Raw genomic sequence first — 16114 nt, forward strand, 5'->3', positions numbered from 1 at the left:
AGATCGCCCCGACCCCCTCTGCTAGAAGCCTCGGCGGGTTCTAAGAAGGGGTTAACTCATGCAGATTAAGGGTATGGCTGCGGTCGTGACCGGCGGCGGTTCGGGCATGGGCGCCGACGTGGCGCGGCATCTGACGGCGCTGGGCGCCAAGGTCGCGGTGCTGGACGTCAACACCGCCGGCGCCGAAGCCGTCGCCAAGGAAATCGGCGGGGTCGCCTGCACTTGCGACATCTCCAAGGCCGACAGCGCCGAGGCCGCCCTGGCGAAAGCGAAAGCCGCGCACGGCCCCGCCCGCATCCTGGTCAATGTCGCCGGCATCCTCATTCCCGGCCGCATCCTCGGCAAGGACGGGCCGCTCCCCTTGGAGAAGTTTTCCAAGGTGATCGAGGTCAACCTGATCGGCACCTTCAACATGATGCGCCTCGCCGCCGCCGACATGGCGGGCATGGACCCGCTTGCCGACGGCGAGCGCGGCGTCATCGTCAACACCAGCTCGGTCGCCGCCTATGAAGGCCAGATCGGCCAGGCGGCCTATGCCGCCTCGAAGGCCGGCATCGTCGGCTTGACCTTGCCCGCCGCGCGCGACCTCGCCCGCTCCGGCATCCGCGTGCTGGCGATTGCGCCGGGCCTGGTCGCGACGCCGATGATGCTGAACCTGCCGCCCGACATCCAGAAGGCCCTGGGTGATTCCGTGCCCTTCCCGCAGCGCCTCGCCGAAGCCCGCGAGTTCTCGCGCCTGGTGCAGCACATGATCGAGAACGTCATGCTGAACGGCGAGGTCGTGCGCTTAGACGGCGCGCTCCGGCTCGCGCCGAAGTAACCGCGAGACGGCCCGATGGAGCGGATGCGCATCGGGTCTCTGCTGCTGGAGGCCATGGCGGTGGCGGCCCGCCATTGGTTCGTCTTCATCGTCACGCTCGTAGTCTTGGTCGCCGCCTTCCTGATCGGCACGTCTCTGGTGACTCGATGCCTGCTCTCCCCCGCCTGCGTTCCGACCAGCATCTTCACGACGTTCAGTTCGCCTTTCGAGGATGCTCTCTGGGCGGCCTACCGGGTGACTTCGTGGCTGATCTGTGGCCTGGCGATACAGCGTGTACTGGCATCGGAAGCCGCCCGGCGCGGACTGGGCGATGCAACGCGCGGATCGCGGCTGCTGCCCGGCTACGGCCGATGCCTGCTGTTTCTCGCCAGTCTCAGCGCCGTCGGATATCTCGTCGAAATACCCTCGCGCCTTGTAACGCCTGAGGTCGAAACCGCGCGCGCCTTGTGGATCGGCATCGCCGTCTATATCGGCTTCGGCATCGCTGCCGTCTGCCTCTGGGCTTATGTGGATGCGCGCTTTGCGCTCTTCACGGCGAGCCGGGCCTGTCGCGGTCAGTCCCTCAGCTTCGCCGAAGGCTGGCGCAGGCTGCAGCCGAACCGGCGCGTGGTGTTCTTCTTGTTTCTCATTATCGAAACGGCAACCTATCTCGCCCACGCCTGGGTGCCGGACTCGCCCTACCTGATCATGAATCTCTCGCGATACACCGTGGCCCTCGAGCCTCTACTCGGCCTGCCACGCGGCGCCCTGGTCTTTCGCTTTCCCGCCATGGTGGAGTTCGCCGTCTATCTCACCGTGGCGAACCTGCTCACCGCCGGCGCGTTCATTGCCATCTACCGAAGGCAGATCGAAAGCAGCCCCGAGATGCGTGCCGCCGTGTTTGACTAGGCACAGCAAAAGATCGGCGGCCCTGCGGCCGCCGATCCTTCTGTTTGCAATCCGTCGAAGGTCAGGCGCCTTTATGCGCGCCGCCTTTCAGCAGCCGGTCTTCGCCGTGCGAATGCGACTTGCCTTCGCGTTCGGCCTTGCGCATTTCATCGGCTTCCTTGCCTTCCAGCGCCTGCTTGGCTTCGCGGGCCTTGCCTTCGACCTGGCCGCTCTTGGTGAACTCCGTGGTCTCGCGGTTGTATTCGCGGGCGGCGGTCTTGTTGCCTTCGCCCTCGTTGCGTTGACCCATCATGTCCTCCGTTGGTGATCGCGCGACCGGCATCGGCCGTCGCTCGCAAGACCAATGTCGACTTTCTGGAGTCGTTCCGAACCTGCAGGAAAGGTTGGCCGGCCGCGGGGGGAACGCGGCCGGCCAGTCAGTCAGGGGCGGCGCCCAAGGCCCGAGGGGCGTCCGAGGAGTCGCTGGGGGGAACCCTCGGACGATGCAGGGCCGTCATAAACCGGGAGAAGTCGATCGGCGCAAAGCGCCACGTCTCCATCCGACACGCGGGTCGGATTCGCCACCCGCAAACTTAAATGTGAAATCGCGGAAAAGGTTCCCGTCCGCTTCGCTCAAGCGAGCAATTGGTCGATCGCCCGCGCCAGCTTCAGGTCTCTCTCGGACAGGCCGTCGCAGTCATGGGTGCTCAGCAGGATCTCCACCCGGTTGTAGACATTGGACCATTCCGGATGGTGGTCCTGGGTCTCGGCCAGCAGCGCCACCCGGTTCATGAAGCCCCAGGCCTCGCTGAAATTCTTGAACTTGAACGAACGCTGGATCGCGTCGCGGCCCTGAGACGCCTGCCAATCTTTCAGTTCCGCGAGCCTGGCCCTGCGTTCCGCCTCGCTCAGCTTCTGGATCATGCCGCTCTCCTGATTGGGTTTTCCGCATCCTGGTCGGAGCGAATCCCGCGATCAACAGAATCGTGATCTCTGCAAATGAGAATGATTTGCAATTGATCGTGAAGCCTGCTACACCATCGCCAGCACCGGGGAGTTCATATTCGGGCCGTGTTCAGGCAGGCGCGGCAACTCCCGCGAAGAAAACTCCCCGGTGCGACCTTTCCCAGCAAGTGCAAGGACAGTGCATGGCACGATCCGGTCGCCCGAAAGCTCCCGTGGCCAAAGTCCCGGCGGTGAACGACAACACGCCGCGCGGGCAGGATCTCGCGCATGGGGACGATTGCCGCAACGAGCTGATGGCGATGCCGGATGTCAGCGCGCTCGACTTCACCGCGCAGTTCACCGTCTGGGCGGTCAGGAGCTGGGTGCAGGCCTTCAAGGCGAAGCAGTCCTTCGACGACGTCACGCAGCACACCTTCGCGCGCTTCGGTCTTTCTCGCTCAGGCCTGGCGATCGACAGCCTGATGACGGTGCTGGCCGCCTCCGCCGCGCGCAGCATCGACATCCGCTGCGTGCAATGCCGCTTGCTCAGCCCCGATGAAGCCTTGCTGATCGACGCGATGGCGGCTGCGCAATCCGGCGGCTATTTCGTCGCGACCGTCGCGCTTCGTCAGCTGATGCCGGGGACGGCGGCGCGTGCGGCGCTGCCGCAGCTGGTCGATCTTGCGCGCGACTTCAGCGATGCGGGGATGGTCGCCAAGCCGATTCCGCCCTATGCCGGAATGGCAGCGCCGGCAGCAGCGGCAATGCCGGCCTCAACGGCCCGCGTTCTGCACTAGCGGCTCCGGGCGCGCGGTCAGCGCGTAGGACCGTTCCGCGTGATAGACCGAGTTCTCGCTGCCGAGCACGCTCGAGAACAAGGTGAAGTGCGTCACCTCGAACGGGTCCGAGCGGAACAGGTTGTGCCCGGCGAGATACTGCTGCAGCTTCGCGACCGGCGGATCCTTCGGCCAGGTAAGTGTGACATGCGGCGTGTATTTCTGCCCATCGGGCGGCAGGCCGGCGCGCACCACCGCCGATTCGATCTTGTCATGCAGATGCAGGAGCGCGGGTTCCTTCTCGACGCCCGCCCAGACCGCCTTGATCCGGTTACCACTGGCGAAATGTCCGACCCCGGCCAGCCGCAGCATAAAGCCCGGCGCCCGGATATTGGCGAGCGCCGCGTCGACATAGTCCATGTCGCGACCATCCACATCGCCGAGGAAGCGCAACGTGATGTGGAAATTCTCCGGGGGCACCCAGCGCGCGCCCGGAAGTCCGCCGCAGAGAAGGCGCAGCTGCCAGCGCAGGTTTTCGGGCAAGCTCAGGGCAACGAAGTAACGCATTCTGGTGCCCCAATTCCGCGCGGCGCACGGCGCCCGGCGAATCGCCGCGCGCTGTTCCAATAATACATAAAAACGGCGGCCTTCAACTACAAGACGGAGGCCCCGGAAACCGCGGCGGCCGGGGAACGAAGCCCACAGGCTCGACGTTTGCAGGACAGCCCGCTTTCGCCCTTGGACCGGGATGGACCGTCATGGATCTCGCCGCGCATTTCCAGGGAATCTTTCAATCCTTTGCCTGGCTCGGGCTTGTGGACAGCCCGGTTCTGACCTGGCTCGGCGGCACTTTGTCCAGCTGGCAGGCGCATCCCGACGTCGCCGTCTCCTCCAGCATCGCCGCCCTGGCGGTGGTCATTGCGCTGGCCAGCATCAGCCAGACGCATCTGATCCGCCGCCGTCTGGAAAATGTGAAACGCGAGTTCTTCGCCGCGATGCGACCGCGCCTCGTGCTTCGCGACGTCCATGCCAAGAGCTGCAAGATCGGCGAGCCGATCGAGGTCACCTATACGATCTGCAACACCGGCAGCTCGGCCGCGCATATCGTCGAAAGCGTGCTCTCGGTCGAAGTGCAGCATTGGGACAGCCCGCGCCGCGTGCCGATCCCCGCGGGCAAGAACGCGATCGGCGCCGTAACACTCAACGCCGGCGAAGCCGCGACCTTCACCTACAAGGTGGCGGAGCGCACCTGGAACAAGAACCTGGTCAAGGACAGCGAAGTCATCGCGCTGATTTTCTGCGGCCGCATCGACTATGCCGATTCAGGCGGCGTGGTGCGCGAGACCTCGTTCTGCCGCGCCTTCGACGGCAGCCGCGAACGCTTCTTCCCGATGCGCGACCCGGAGCTCGAATACGCTGACTGAGCCGGCCCTCAGGTGAACAGCGTCAGCACGCCGGTATGGGCGTAGAGCCGGTCGTGGCTGATCTCGCCGTTGGCGAAGAAGCCCACCAGCGGGAAGTCTCCGAGCTGTGCGTTGATGCGGCGGGTCTCCGCCGCATCTGGCCCGAACAGGTTCACGCCGCGCGACAGGCAGGAGACGTAGACTCCGCCACGGATCGGTCTGTCGATCCGTTGCCTGAGCTTTGCGAGCATGCGGTCGAGGTCGGCCTCGGCGCTGGGCTTGTCGCGCCGGGTGAACATGATCGGGTCGCCCTTGGCGACCAGGTCGCCGATCGCGATCCAGCCCTTGTTCGGGTCGATTCCCACCAGGTTGCGCACCAGGTAGTCGCCGGTATCCGAAGCCTTCACCGGCAAGGCCGCGAAGATGTAACCGGCGGCCCGGTTGAGGTTGCGCGCCAGCACCTCGCCGATCTCTTCCTTGAAGACGTCGAGCGCGGGGCGGTCGTCGATCGTCATCACGATGTTGCTGTCGCATTCGGTGACGGTGTGGACCGGGCCGATCGGCGAGCAGCCCTGACTCAAACCGGTCGCGACCACGACGCCGCCCGAGAACATCACGCCGGAGATGCCGCCCTCGGCGACATGCTCGGCCGCCAGGGCGTGAGGTCCGCGCGAGGAGGCGAGGCCGCCCACGAGATAGAGCCCGCTGGTATCGGCGAGCGATTCCAGGATCGCCGGCAGGCGGTGGCTGCGGGGATCGCCGTGGATGAGCCCGAGCTGTGCGCCCTGGCCCTCGATCCAGCGGCCATGCTGTTTAGAAAAGGCGCTGGTGCCGATCTCCCGCTGCTCGAACAGCCGGAAACTGTCGGCGGCAAGGTCGGTCACCATCACGGTCATCGCCGGCGCGTCGAAGTATTCCGCCGCGGCCTTGCCGTCGCTTCCGCTCCCTTCATGTCCAAGGATGCCGACCCCGACCGTACCGACCCAATTCTTGAGCCCGGTGCTGAGGCGGAGATGATCGATGACCTCCGAAAGATTCGCGCCGAGCAGGTCGGTCACATAGACGAAGCCAAGCCCGTCATCGCCGGTCGGAGCCGGACCCTTCTCGGCGAGCCTTGCCAGGCACCGCCGCGTCAGCGCCGACCAATGGCCGCCGGCGACGTCACCCTCGCTGGTGCCCGCATGGGCAACGCGGAACGGTGCGCTCACGCACCGCTCGCGCGCGGTGAATGAGCATTCACGACTTTGCATCCAGCAGCTTCAGCAGGTCCGGCATGATGCCATCGACGATCACCTTGGCCCCCGCCTCGGTCGGGTGCAGCCCGTCGCCCTGCAGCAGCTTCGGATCGGCCTTGCCATCCGCGCCGACGATGCCGGCCATGAAGAACGGATAGAACGCGACCCCGTATTGCTTGGCGAGATCGGGGTAGATCGCATCGAATCGCTGCACATAGTCCGCGCCGAGGTTGCGCTGCGCCTTCATGCCGGCCAGCAGCACCTTGGCGCCCGCCGCCTGGGCCTTCTCGATGATGCCGGCGAGATTCTGCCGCGTGGTCTCGGGACTGATGCCCCGCAGCATGTCATTGGCGCCGAGTTCGAGGATCACCAGCTTCGGCTGGTCGGAGAGCGCCCAGTCGATCCGGGAGAGCCCGCCCGCCGAGGTATCCCCGCTGACCCCGCCATTGATAACCGTGACCGGACGGCCCATCTTGCGAAAGGCGGTTTGCAGCTGGTCGGCGAAGCCTTCGCCCTGCTTTAGCCCATATCCGGCCGTAAGGCTGTCACCAAGGGCAAGCAGTTTCACGGGCTCCTCGGCGAGGGCGGGGCGCAGCTGGGCAGCCAACGTGAATCCAGCTAACCCTGCGAGGAAGCTGCGCCGGGCGGATCGCAGACTGGGGGACAGAGTTGAAGAAGGTTTCATGATCGACATTGCGGACCTCCGTCTCACACTGGCGAGCGATGCCGGCCCGGTCAATATCCTCAATGGACTCAATCTCAAGGTTGCGGCCCGTGAGTCGCTCGGCATCGTCGGTCCCTCCGGCTCTGGCAAGACCAGCCTGATGCTGCTGATCGCGGGGCTGGAGCAGGCAAGCGGCGGCTCGATCCGCCTCGGCAATCGGGAGACCGGTGACGCAGAAGTGACCGCGCTTTCCGAGGATCAGCTCGCCCTCTTTCGCCGCCGGCGCATCGGTATCGTGTTCCAGGCCTTCCATCTGATCCCCACCATGACCGCGCTGGAGAACGTGGCGACCCCGCTCGAGCTCGCCGGCGAGGCCAAGGCCTTCGAGATCGCCCGGCATGCGCTGGAGGAAGTCGGCCTCGGCCACCGCCTCGGCCACTATCCCAGCCAGCTTTCCGGCGGCGAGCAGCAGCGCGTCGCCCTGGCGCGGGCGGTGGCGCCGGAACCCGACATCCTCCTGGCCGACGAACCCACCGGCAATCTCGACACCGAGACCGGCCAGAAGGTGATCGAGCTGCTGTTCGGCATGCAGCGCCGCCGCGGCGCCACTTTGCTGCTGATCACCCACGACTCGGCGCTGGCGCGGCGCTGCGACCGCATCATCCACCTCGCCGACGGCAGGATCGTCGAAGAAGAGATCGTGCAGCACCAGGCGGCGAAATGAGCCGCTTCCCGACGCTGCTGCGCATCGCGTTGCGCGAGATGCGCGGCGGCCGCACCGGCGGACGGGTGCGCGGCTTTCGCATCTTCCTGCTCTGTCTCATTCTCGGCGTGGCGATCGTCGCGGGCGTCGGTTCGATCGCCGCTGCGATCGACGCCGGCATCGCCGCCGACGGCAAGCGCATCCTCGGCGGCGACTATGAGTTCCGCCTCACCTACGAGCCGCTCACCCAGGACCAGGCCAATGCGCTGAAGTCCGGCACGCAGCTCTCGCACACCGTCGAGATGCGGGCGATGGCCCGCGCCGGGAATGAAGTCGAAGGTGCGCATGCCGCCACGGTAGGGGCTGCCAATGCAACCCTGGTCGAGCTCAAGGCCGTCGATCTCATCTACCCGCTCTATGGCAAGATGCTGCTCGATCCCGACATGCCGCTCGCCGCGGCGCTGCAGAAGGACGCACAAGGCCGCTATGGCGCGGTGGCGGAGCCGGCGCTGGTCCAGCGCCTCGGGCTCAAGCTCGGCGATGAAGTCCGCCTGGGCGAGGCGACCTTTCAGCTGCGCGCCGTGATCACCGACGAGCCCGACCGCGGCTCACAGGTCTTCAACCTCGGCCCGCGCCTGATGATCTCCGGCGCCGCTCTCCCGGACACCCGGCTGGTCCAGCCGGGCAGCCTGGTCTATCACCTCTATCGGGCGAAGCTGCCGGCGGCGATCTCCGGGCCGCGCTGGCTGGCGAAGGTGAAGGCTGAGTTCCCGGAACAGCCCTGGCGCATTCGCGGGGTCGAGGATGCGGCCACCGGGGTCAAGAACTTCATCGACCGTACCCGCATGTTCCTCAACCTGGTGGGCTTGAGCGCACTGCTGATCGGCGGCTTGGGGATCGGCAACGCGGTCCGGGTCTATCTCGAGGGCCGCGCCCAGTCGCTGGCGATCCTGAAATCCCTCGGCGCCACCCGCGGCTTCGTCTTCACCTTGCACATGCTGCTGATCGCGCGCATGGCGCTGATCGGCACCGTGCTCGGCCTCGCCCTCGGCGCGCTGGCGCCCTACGCGACGCAGGGCCTGTTCGCACGCTTTGACCTGCGGCTGATCCCGGCGCTCTACGCCGAGCCGCTGCTGCTCGCGGCCGGCTTTGGTCTCGTGACCGCGCTCGCCTTCTCGCTGCCCTCGCTTTTCCAGGCGATGCGGGTCAAGCCGGCCCAGCTCTTCCGCGCGGTCGCGACCGAGCTCGGCGAGGTGCGGCGGCGGGATCTCATCCCGATCGGCCTTGCCGTGGCGGCACTCGCGATCCTGGCGGTGGTCTCGACCGGCAATGTCCGGCTCTCGCTCGGCTTCGTCGCGGCGGCGCTGATGGCTTTCGCGCTGTTCCAGGTGCTGGCACTGGGACTTCGGCGTCTCGCGCGCTGGGGTCGCGCCCGCTCCCGCAGCCGCGCCTTGCGCTTCGCCTTGGCCGCCGTCGGCCGGCCGCGGGCACCGACCGCGAGTATCGTGCTCTCGCTCGGCCTCGGCCTCACCGTGCTGGTCGCGGTGATGCAGATCCAGGGCAGCATCGTCGATGAGATGGAAAGCAGCCTGCCGGCGCGGGCGCCGAGCTTCTATTTCCTCGACATTCAGCCGAACCAGACCGAAGCCTTCGACCGAAGCCTGGGCGCCTTTCCGACCGCGGAAGGCCTGGAGCGCGTGCCGATGCTGCGTGGCCGGATCATGAAGATGCGGGATGTGCCGGTGGACCAGATCCCGACGCCCGAGGACCAGGCTTGGGTGCTGAAGGGCGACCGCGGCATCACCTGGTCGGCCACGCCGCCCAAGGGCTCGCGCCTGGTCGAAGGCGAATGGTGGGCGCCCGATTATCAGGGCCCGCCGCTCATCTCCTTGAGCGCCGAGACGGCGCATGCCTTCAACCTGAAGATCGGCGACACCATCACCGTCAACGTGCTCGGCCGCGAGATCACCGGCACGATCAAGAATCTGCGCGAGATCGACTGGTCCAGCCTCTCGATCAATTTCGTCATGGTATTCTCGCCCGGCATGATATCCGGCGCGCCGCAGACCCATATCGCGACTTTGCATGTCGCGCCGGATGAGGAAGGCAACCTGATCGCGCTCTTGTCGAAGCAGTTCCCCAACGTCTCCGCGGTCCGGGTACGCGACGCCATCGCCTCGGCTGCCGAAATCCTGCGCTCGGTCGGCGCCGCGGTCCGGGTGGCCGCCGGCGTGGCGCTGGTCGCGGGCGTGCTGGTCCTGGCCGGCGCTATGGCGGCGGGCCAGCAGCGGCGGATCTATGAATCCGTGCTGCTGAAGATGCTGGGCGGAAGGCGCCGCGACATCGCCATGAGCTTCCTCTGGGAATTCGCCCTGCTGGCGCTCTCCGCCGCCGCGATCGCGCTGGTCGTCGGCAGCATAGGCGCCTGGTTCTTCCTGACCCGGGTGATGGACACGCCCTTCGTCTTCTCGCCGGCGGCCGCCTTCGGCGCGGTCGTGCTCAGCCTCAGCCTGGCCCTGGTGATCGGCTTCGCGTCATCCTGGCGCGCGCTGGGGGCGAAGGCGGCGCCTTACCTGCGGAACGAGTAAAGCGCGCTACTGCGCCGCGGTGACCGTCTTCGCGTCTTTCGCCGGCGCGAAATCCGCCTCGCGTTCCTGCAGCACCTGCATCAGCGAATCGCGGATCGCCTTAAGCCGGCCTTCGCTCTCCACCTTCAGGCCGAACTGGTCCTTGACATAGAAGACGTCGACCACGCGGTGGCCGAAGGTCGAGATCTTCGCGGTCGAGATCTGCAGGTTCTGCGCTGTCAGCGCGCGGGTCAGGAAGTGCATCAGGCCGCGGCGGTCGCGGCCGGTGATCTCGACCAGCGTATGGGTGGCGCTGGCCTTGTTGTCGATGAGGACCCGCGGCACCACCGGGAAGCTCCGGACCGCGGGATTGGCCGGTGCCATCCGCTTCAATTCGCCGAGCGTCTTGGTCGGATTCTCGAGCACCCGTTCCATGGTGGCGGCGAGCCGTGCCAGCTTGGCCGGGCTTTCGAATGGGCCGCCGTTGGAATCCTGCACGGTGAAGGAATCCAGCGCCATGCCGTTCTTCAGGGTGAAGATTCGCGCGTCGACGATGCTGGCGCCGGAGAGCGCCAGCGCGCCCGCCAGCTGCGAGACCAGGCCACGCCAATCCGCGACATAGATCGTGACCTCGGTCATGGCGCGCCATGCGTCGACAGCGTAGTCGATCGAGAGTGGCCGCTTGTCGAGCTCGGCCTCGCGGATGAGCCGGGCCTGGCGCACCAGGCTCGGCAGCGGGAAGCCCAGCCAGTAGGAGGCGGGGCCGCGGGCGGCATGCGCCTCGAAATCGGCGTCGCTCCAGTCGGCGAGCTCGGCGCGGAGCTGCTTCAGCGTCTCGGCGACCCGGGCCTCGCGGCCCTCGGTGATCAGGCCGCCGGAGAGCTTCTCCTCGGCGCGCTGGTAGAGTGCGCGCAGCAGCTGCGCCTTCCAGCCGTTCCAGACCTTGGGGCCGACGGCGCGGATATCGGCGACGGTCAGCACCAGCAGCAGCCGCAGGCGCTCCATCGACTGCACCGCCTCGGTGAAGTCGGCGATGGTCTTCGGGTCCTCGATGTCGCGGCGGAAGGCGGTGTTGCTCATGATCAGGTGAAAACGTACCAGCCAGGCGACCGTCTCGGTCTCTTCCGCAGTGAGCCCCAGGCGCGGCGCCAGCCGGTCGGCGATATCGGCGCCGAGCTCGGAATGATCGCCGCCGCGGCCCTTGGCGATATCGTGCAGCAGCACCGCGAGATAGAGCACGCGGCGCGAGACCACCTGGTGCACCACCTCGCTGGCGACCGGCGCCTCCTCCTTGATGTCGCCGCGCTCGATCTGCCAGAGGATGCCGATCGCCTTCAGGCTGTGCTCGTCGACCGTGTAGTGGTGATACATGTCGAACTGCATCTGCGCCACCACCCGGCCGAAATCCGGGATGAAGCGGCCGAGCACGCCGACCTCGTTCATTCGCCTGAGGGTCAGCTCCGGGTCGTTCGCACCGGTCAGGATGTCGAGGAAGATCTGATTGGCGGCCGGGTCGGTGCGCATCGCATCGATATGCCGCGCCGACTGTGTCAGCCAGGTCATCGCGACCGGATGGATCCCCATCTCGTGGCGCTGGGCGACGGCGAAGATCCGTAAGAGGTCGATCGGGTGTTTCTGGAACCAGTTGGCGCCGGCCACGTGCAGCTGGCCGCCCTCGTTGCGGAAGCCCTCGACGTCGCTCTTCAGCAGGCTGAGCTTGGGCATCTTGAACAGCGGCCGGTGCAGCTGCTTCGATTCCACCGCCGCCAGGAAATAGCGGGTCAGGCCGCCGACCGATTTCGCGACCAGGAAATAATGCTTCATCAGCCGCTCGACGCCCTTCGAGCCGGCGTGATCGGTATAGCCGAGGCGTCGCGCCATCTCCGACTGCTGGTCGAAGGTCAGGCGCTCCTCGGCGCGGCCGGTCAAGTAGTGTAGATGGCAGCGGAGCGTCCAGAGGAAATTGAAGGCCTTGTCATAGGCCAGCACCTCGTTGGCGGTCAGCAGGTCCTGGTCCACCAGATCGACGAAGTCGCGCACCCGGTACATGAAGCGCGCGATCCAGAGCAGGGTCTGCAGATCGCGCAAGCCGCCTTTGCCTTCCTTGATGTTGGGCTCCAGCGCATAGCGCGAATCGCCGGCGCGCCTGTGCCGCGCCTGGCGCTCGGCGAGCTTGTCTTTCAGGAAGGCCTCGCCCTTGCCTTTGAGAATCTCCTTCTCATAGCGGGCGCGGAACTGCTCGTAGAGCGGCTTCTCGCCCCAGAGATAGCGCGACTCCAGGAGATTGGTGCGGATGGTGAGGTCGCCCTGGGCCTGGCGGATGCATTCCTGCACCGTGCGTGCCGCATGCCCGACCTTGAGGCCGAGGTCCCAGAGCCGATAGAGGATGAACTCCACCACCTGCTCGCTGTGCGGCGTCAGCTTGTAGGGCAGCAGGAAGAGAAGATCGATGTCGGAATGCGGCGCCAGCTCGCTGCGGCCATAACCGCCGACCGCGGCCAGGCTGAGCTTCTCGGCGCTGGTCGGGTTGGGCAGCGGATAGGCGCGCTCGATCGCATAGTCGAACAGACAGCGGATGAGCTGGTCGATCAGGAAGCTCATCTCATGGGCGCAGGCGAGGCCGGCGCCGGCGCCGCGCGGGTTGGCGTCGAACCGCCGCTTGATCTCCGCCCGGCCCTCGGCGAGATGCCGGCGCAGGAGGACCTGGATCTCCGCGGTGGCGCCCGCCGGATCGCCGCTGGCATCGGCCAGGGCGGTCAGCTCGCCCGCCAGCGTCCGGCGATCCAGGATTGCCCGTTGATTCTCGATATCGGCCATTCGGCCATGCTACGCGCCCGGCCCGCAGGGGTAAAGGCGGCCGGACGTCTCTCGCGCCGCTCCGAGCAGCGTGGCGGCAACCGGCGCGATCAATCCTGGGAGATGAAGAGCTTCACGGTCTCGAACGCCTTCTCCCTGCCATCGTCGGAACAGGACAAGCCGACGGTCAGGCCGTTGATCCCTTCCCAGCGCCGTGCGCCCAGCTTGCGGAAGCCGACGCATTCCAGCGGCTCTCCGTCATCGAAGGTCACGGTCACGTTGCGGAGCTCATAGTCGCCGATATCGTCCAGGGTCGCCCAATCGGAGAACTTGGCCGTGTAACTGGTCTCCAGGTCGGACTCCATGGACCGGCGGGTGTAGTAGATGGTGGCGCCCACGATGTAATCGCTGAAGGCATCCAAGAAGGTCGAATCCTTCGCCGAGTATGCGTAAAGGCTGTAGGACTTGGAGGCTGCAAGCGATTGACCGGTGCTGACCGCAGCGCGGCTATAGTCCTTGCAGGTGATCTCGAAACCGGGGGCCTCGAAGTCGAAGTCGGTTTCGCTGCAGGCGACCTCCTTGCCTTTCTCGGCCTGCGCCGCAACAGCGGACAGGGCCAGAAACGCCGCGGCCGCGAAGCTCGTCATCCAACGCATCGTTTTCGTCCTCTCATCCCCTTGGAGCCCGTGCGGTTACTCGCCGGCGAGATGCTTCAGGGCCGTCATGGCCTTGTCACGGCCGTCCATCGAGCAGACCAGGCCGACGGTCATTCCGGCGATGCCTTCGTAACGGCGCGCGCCCATCTGCTGGAAAGCGAAGCAGTCCATCGGATCGTTGCCGTCCTTGAAGTCGGCGGTCACGCGCTTCACCGTGTAGTTCCCGACGTCTTCCTCGTCGGCCCAGCCGTTGAAGTCGCCGTTGTAGTAGCGGGTAATGTTGCTCTGCAGGCTGCTCTTGCGATAGAAGACGCCGGAATTGCCGAGGATATGGTCGCTGACCACGTCGAGAAACGTCGAGTCGGCTTGCGACACCGCGTGCAGGCTGTAGATCTTCAAGGTGATCGTGCCGCCGCTGACATCGACCGAGTTCTGGCTCGCATCCTTGCAGTCGACCACGTAACCCGGCGCATCGAACTCGAAGCTGGTGTCGCTGCAGTCAATCTTCTTGCCCTCCGCGAGCGCCGCGGCGGGCGCCAGAGCGCAGACGGCCAGAGCGCCGAACGCCAGAGCAGCGGCGGCGGCCTTCATGAAACGCATTACATTCATCTCCATTCGCCTCAGCCTCCCGGCGCCTCGAGCTGCTTCAGGGTCTCGATCAGCCCGGCCCGATCGCCGGTGGTGCAGCCGATGCCGATCACGATCCGGCCGAAGCCCGCATCGCCGTAGCCTCCATTGCGGCGCGTCATCTGGCGGCGGAAGGCGATGCATTCCTCCTCGTTGGAGCCGCTGCGCCGGTTGACGTATTCCGCATACTCGAAGCCGGCGACCGGCGCGGCGCCGGCATGCCATTCCGCCAGCTCCTCGCTCGGGAAGTTGGTCCTGACATCCTCCTCGAGGCCCTTTCGGAGAAGGTAGATGTTGCCGATCGCCCGCTTATCCACGACGCCGATGAACTGCTCTTTCTTCTGCGAGATCGCCTTGAGGTATTCGACACCCAGTTTTCCGGCGTTCGAAACCGCCGTGGGGTTGCTGTAATCCTCGCAGGTGATTTCGAAATCCGCCGCCTTCAACGCCATGTCGGTGTCGGCGCAGTCCATTTTCCTGCCGTCTGCGGCCTGCGCCGCGACGGCGGTGAGTGCGGTGATCGTCAGCGTCAACAGGCTCTTCATCAAACGCATGGGCTTCATCTTATGGCAGTCCCGCGGCGCCCCCGGCTCTAATTCTGCTGGCTGACGAAGTGTTGCACGGCCTCGAGCGCCTTGCCTCGGCCGCTCCCGGAGCAGGCATATCCCGCCGTCAGGCTGGAGACGCCTTCATAGCGCCGGGCGCCGAGCTTCAGGAAGCCGACGCAATCGGCGGGCTCGCCGGATTCGGAAGTGATGGTCACGTGCTTGACTTCAAAGTCGCCGATATCGTCCTCGTCGCCCCAATCGGAGAAGCGAGAGGAGAAGCTGTCCTCCAACTCGGATTCCAGGCTGCGCCGGTGGAAATAGATCCGGGTCCCGCCCAGGACCGCCTTCCGGTAGGCTTGAATGTAAGTGATATCCGCCTCGGAGACCGCGAACAGGCTGTAGACCTGCGACGCGGCATTCATTTCGCCGACGCTGATCGAAGAGTCGCTGTAATCACGGCAATTCGCCGTGAAGCCCGGCGCCTCGAACTTCAGGTTGGTCTTATTGCAATCGATCTCCCGGCCCTCATCGCCGTGCGCTGCGCCGCCGCACAGCGCCAGCAGCGTCGCCGCCGCCAAAATCATTCCCCGCATTCCCCGCATCCCGCCAGTCCCAGTCTGATCGCCGCACCGTAATGCAACCGCGGATTTAGTCAACGCGGGAGGCGCGGGCGATGCGTCTCAATACCTGGGATTGCGGCCAACCAGAATGCCCAGGCGCTGCAGCCTGCGGCGCAGCTTCGTTTGCAGCGCCTGGTTCACATAATAGGTGAGCATGATCGACCGGCGCTCGCCGTCGGCCGTCGTGGTCGCCGGCACGCTGTGCCAGCTTTCCTTGCGGCGCACCGCGAAGGCATAGCCCTGCGCCGGCAGGAACGGCATCGTGGTCGGGCGATCGCTGCCGTCCGTGCTGCGGCTGGTGTGGAACACGGTGCCGAGATGCAGCTGGGAAGCATCGCGCGGCAGATAGAATTGCACGGTGATCGCCTTGGTCAATGCGTCGGCGTGGATGCCGATCCGGTAGCCCGGCAGATCGCGCACCAGGATCGGCACCGGGTAGAGCGGGATTCGCTCGGCCTCCCGCCCGAACCGATCCTCCAGCGCCGTGCGGAACTTGCGCTTGAAGGCATCCTGCAGCGCGGGCGCGCAGAGCGCCGCGGCGACCTTGCGCCAGATCCGGCGCTGTGCCGCAGGGAGGCGCCACAGGCTCTCGGGATAGAGATAGAGCCGCTGCCGCGTGCTGCTGCCGTCCGGGCGCAGGGCGTCGCGGTGATGCAGCGGATGAAATGCCGCCGGGGCGGGAAAGGCTTCCAGCATCGCGCGATAGAAGACGGGGGAAAAGACGTCTTGCAGGACAACGTGATCGAAGGGAGCGTCGCGCAGCGATGACCGATCGATCACCTTCACGAGATCAAGGACCGGTGGGTCCGCGCGTGTCGCGCCGGCGATGGCAGCTTCGAGACTCTGGGGGGACATTCGCATCCTCTCATGCCGAATGCCTCCCGCCC

The 16114-nt window shown here is 66.1% G+C and carries 16 protein-coding genes and 1 pseudogene; 6 read left to right on the forward strand and 11 right to left on the reverse strand.

Annotation, left to right across the window (positions count from 1 at the left end; genetic code table 11):
* The first annotated feature begins 58 nt into the window (after positions 1 to 58).
* Both ACYQ4T_RS17375 and ACYQ4T_RS17380 read left to right on the forward strand, forming a co-directional pair.
* Positions 59 to 820, forward strand: a complete 762-nt coding sequence (locus ACYQ4T_RS17375) for an SDR family NAD(P)-dependent oxidoreductase (protein WP_459856712.1) — start codon at positions 59 to 61, stop codon at positions 818 to 820.
* A gap of 15 nt (positions 821 to 835) precedes the next feature.
* Positions 836 to 1708 (forward strand): hypothetical protein, encoded by an 873-nt coding sequence (locus ACYQ4T_RS17380; protein WP_459856714.1) that lies wholly within the window; start codon positions 836 to 838, stop codon positions 1706 to 1708.
* 61 nt (positions 1709 to 1769) lie between these two features.
* Here ACYQ4T_RS17380 and ACYQ4T_RS17385 read toward each other — a convergent pair whose 3' ends face one another.
* Together ACYQ4T_RS17385 and ACYQ4T_RS17390 are read right to left on the reverse strand one after the other, a co-directional pair.
* Positions 1770 to 2000 (reverse strand): hypothetical protein, encoded by a 231-nt coding sequence (locus ACYQ4T_RS17385; protein WP_459856716.1) that lies wholly within the window; start codon positions 1998 to 2000, stop codon positions 1770 to 1772.
* Between the two features lie 320 nt (positions 2001 to 2320).
* A pseudogene (locus ACYQ4T_RS17390) lies at positions 2321 to 2614 on the reverse strand (4a-hydroxytetrahydrobiopterin dehydratase); the annotation flags it as partial.
* Between the two features lie 251 nt (positions 2615 to 2865).
* On the opposite strand from ACYQ4T_RS17390, the gene ACYQ4T_RS17395 reads away from it, so the two are divergent.
* Positions 2866 to 3429 (forward strand): hypothetical protein, encoded by a 564-nt coding sequence (locus tag ACYQ4T_RS17395; protein ID WP_459856718.1) that lies wholly within the window; start codon positions 2866 to 2868, stop codon positions 3427 to 3429.
* Here ACYQ4T_RS17395 and thpR read toward each other — a convergent pair.
* On the reverse strand, positions 3406 to 3975 hold the full coding sequence (gene thpR / locus ACYQ4T_RS17400; RefSeq protein WP_459856720.1) for an RNA 2',3'-cyclic phosphodiesterase: 570 nt from the start codon (positions 3973 to 3975) through the stop codon (positions 3406 to 3408). The two genes, ACYQ4T_RS17395 and thpR, sit on opposite strands and share 24 nt — an antisense overlap.
* A gap of 191 nt (positions 3976 to 4166) precedes the next feature.
* On the opposite strand from thpR, the gene ACYQ4T_RS17405 reads away from it, so the two are divergent.
* On the forward strand, positions 4167 to 4832 hold the full coding sequence (locus tag ACYQ4T_RS17405) for a hypothetical protein (RefSeq protein WP_459856722.1): 666 nt from the start codon (positions 4167 to 4169) through the stop codon (positions 4830 to 4832).
* 8 nt (positions 4833 to 4840) lie between these two features.
* Here ACYQ4T_RS17405 and ACYQ4T_RS17410 read toward each other — a convergent pair whose 3' ends face one another.
* Both ACYQ4T_RS17410 and ACYQ4T_RS17415 read right to left on the reverse strand, forming a co-directional pair.
* Positions 4841 to 6019, reverse strand: coding sequence for an FIST signal transduction protein (locus ACYQ4T_RS17410; RefSeq protein ID WP_459856724.1), 1179 nt, complete (start codon positions 6017 to 6019; stop codon positions 4841 to 4843).
* 28 nt (positions 6020 to 6047) lie between these two features.
* Complete coding sequence (locus ACYQ4T_RS17415) at positions 6048 to 6653, reverse strand: arylesterase (protein WP_459856726.1); 606 nt, start codon at positions 6651 to 6653, stop codon at positions 6048 to 6050.
* Positions 6654 to 6729: 76 nt separating this feature from the next.
* On the opposite strand from ACYQ4T_RS17415, the gene ACYQ4T_RS17420 reads away from it, so the two are divergent.
* Both ACYQ4T_RS17420 and ACYQ4T_RS17425 read left to right on the forward strand, forming a co-directional pair.
* A complete protein-coding gene (locus tag ACYQ4T_RS17420) occupies positions 6730 to 7434 on the forward strand; it encodes an ABC transporter ATP-binding protein (protein ID WP_459856728.1) in 705 nt (234 codons plus the stop codon).
* The gene (locus tag ACYQ4T_RS17425) at positions 7431 to 10001 is read left to right on the forward strand and encodes an ABC transporter permease (RefSeq protein WP_459856730.1); all 2571 of its coding nucleotides are present in this window, start codon (positions 7431 to 7433) and stop codon (positions 9999 to 10001) included. The genes ACYQ4T_RS17420 and ACYQ4T_RS17425 overlap by 4 nt, the downstream gene beginning before the upstream one ends.
* Positions 10002 to 10007: 6 nt before the next feature.
* On the opposite strand, the gene ACYQ4T_RS17430 is transcribed toward ACYQ4T_RS17425, so the two are convergent.
* From ACYQ4T_RS17430 to ACYQ4T_RS17455, 6 genes are all read right to left on the reverse strand, one after another.
* Positions 10008 to 12797 carry a [protein-PII] uridylyltransferase gene (locus ACYQ4T_RS17430; RefSeq protein ID WP_459856733.1) on the reverse strand — a complete coding sequence of 930 codons (2790 nt, stop codon included), beginning with the start codon at positions 12795 to 12797 and terminating at the stop codon, positions 10008 to 10010.
* Between the two features lie 89 nt (positions 12798 to 12886).
* Positions 12887 to 13423, reverse strand: coding sequence for a hypothetical protein (locus tag ACYQ4T_RS17435; RefSeq protein ID WP_459856735.1), 537 nt, complete (start codon positions 13421 to 13423; stop codon positions 12887 to 12889).
* A gap of 45 nt (positions 13424 to 13468) precedes the next feature.
* Positions 13469 to 14032, reverse strand: coding sequence for a hypothetical protein (locus tag ACYQ4T_RS17440; RefSeq protein WP_459856737.1), 564 nt, complete (start codon positions 14030 to 14032; stop codon positions 13469 to 13471).
* 20 nt (positions 14033 to 14052) lie between these two features.
* On the reverse strand, positions 14053 to 14613 hold the full coding sequence (locus ACYQ4T_RS17445; RefSeq protein ID WP_459856739.1) for a hypothetical protein: 561 nt from the start codon (positions 14611 to 14613) through the stop codon (positions 14053 to 14055).
* A 38-nt stretch (positions 14614 to 14651) separates the two neighbouring features.
* A complete protein-coding gene (locus tag ACYQ4T_RS17450; RefSeq protein ID WP_459856741.1) occupies positions 14652 to 15200 on the reverse strand; it encodes a hypothetical protein in 549 nt (182 codons plus the stop codon).
* An 87-nt stretch (positions 15201 to 15287) separates the two neighbouring features.
* Entirely contained in the window at positions 15288 to 16082 is a 795-nt protein-coding gene (locus ACYQ4T_RS17455) for a hypothetical protein (RefSeq protein WP_459856743.1), read from the reverse strand.
* Positions 16083 to 16114: the final 32 nt, after the last annotated feature.

It is taken from the genome of Dongia sp. agr-C8 (assembly GCF_054658695.1).

Excerpts from the sequence above, each read along its gene's own strand:
- ACYQ4T_RS17375 (WP_459856712.1), top strand. The coding sequence starts at position 59 with ATGCAGATTAAGGGTATGGCTGCGGTCGTGACCGGCGGCGGTTCGGGC.
- ACYQ4T_RS17380 (WP_459856714.1), top strand. The coding sequence starts at position 836 with ATGGAGCGGATGCGCATCGGGTCTCTGCTGCTGGAGGCCATGGCGGTG.
- ACYQ4T_RS17385 (WP_459856716.1), bottom strand. The coding sequence starts at position 2,000 with ATGATGGGTCAACGCAACGAGGGCGAAGGCAACAAGACCGCCGCCCGC.
- thpR (WP_459856720.1), bottom strand. The coding sequence starts at position 3,975 with ATGCGTTACTTCGTTGCCCTGAGCTTGCCCGAAAACCTGCGCTGGCAG.
- ACYQ4T_RS17405 (WP_459856722.1), top strand. The coding sequence starts at position 4,167 with ATGGATCTCGCCGCGCATTTCCAGGGAATCTTTCAATCCTTTGCCTGG.
- ACYQ4T_RS17420 (WP_459856728.1), top strand. The coding sequence starts at position 6,730 with ATGATCGACATTGCGGACCTCCGTCTCACACTGGCGAGCGATGCCGGC.
- ACYQ4T_RS17425 (WP_459856730.1), top strand. The coding sequence starts at position 7,431 with ATGAGCCGCTTCCCGACGCTGCTGCGCATCGCGTTGCGCGAGATGCGC.
- ACYQ4T_RS17430 (WP_459856733.1), bottom strand. The coding sequence starts at position 12,797 with ATGGCCGATATCGAGAATCAACGGGCAATCCTGGATCGCCGGACGCTG.
- ACYQ4T_RS17435 (WP_459856735.1), bottom strand. The coding sequence starts at position 13,423 with ATGACGAGCTTCGCGGCCGCGGCGTTTCTGGCCCTGTCCGCTGTTGCG.
- ACYQ4T_RS17440 (WP_459856737.1), bottom strand. The coding sequence starts at position 14,032 with ATGCGTTTCATGAAGGCCGCCGCCGCTGCTCTGGCGTTCGGCGCTCTG.
- ACYQ4T_RS17445 (WP_459856739.1), bottom strand. The coding sequence starts at position 14,613 with ATGCGTTTGATGAAGAGCCTGTTGACGCTGACGATCACCGCACTCACC.
- ACYQ4T_RS17450 (WP_459856741.1), bottom strand. The coding sequence starts at position 15,200 with ATGCGGGGAATGATTTTGGCGGCGGCGACGCTGCTGGCGCTGTGCGGC.
- ACYQ4T_RS17455 (WP_459856743.1), bottom strand. The coding sequence starts at position 16,082 with ATGTCCCCCCAGAGTCTCGAAGCTGCCATCGCCGGCGCGACACGCGCG.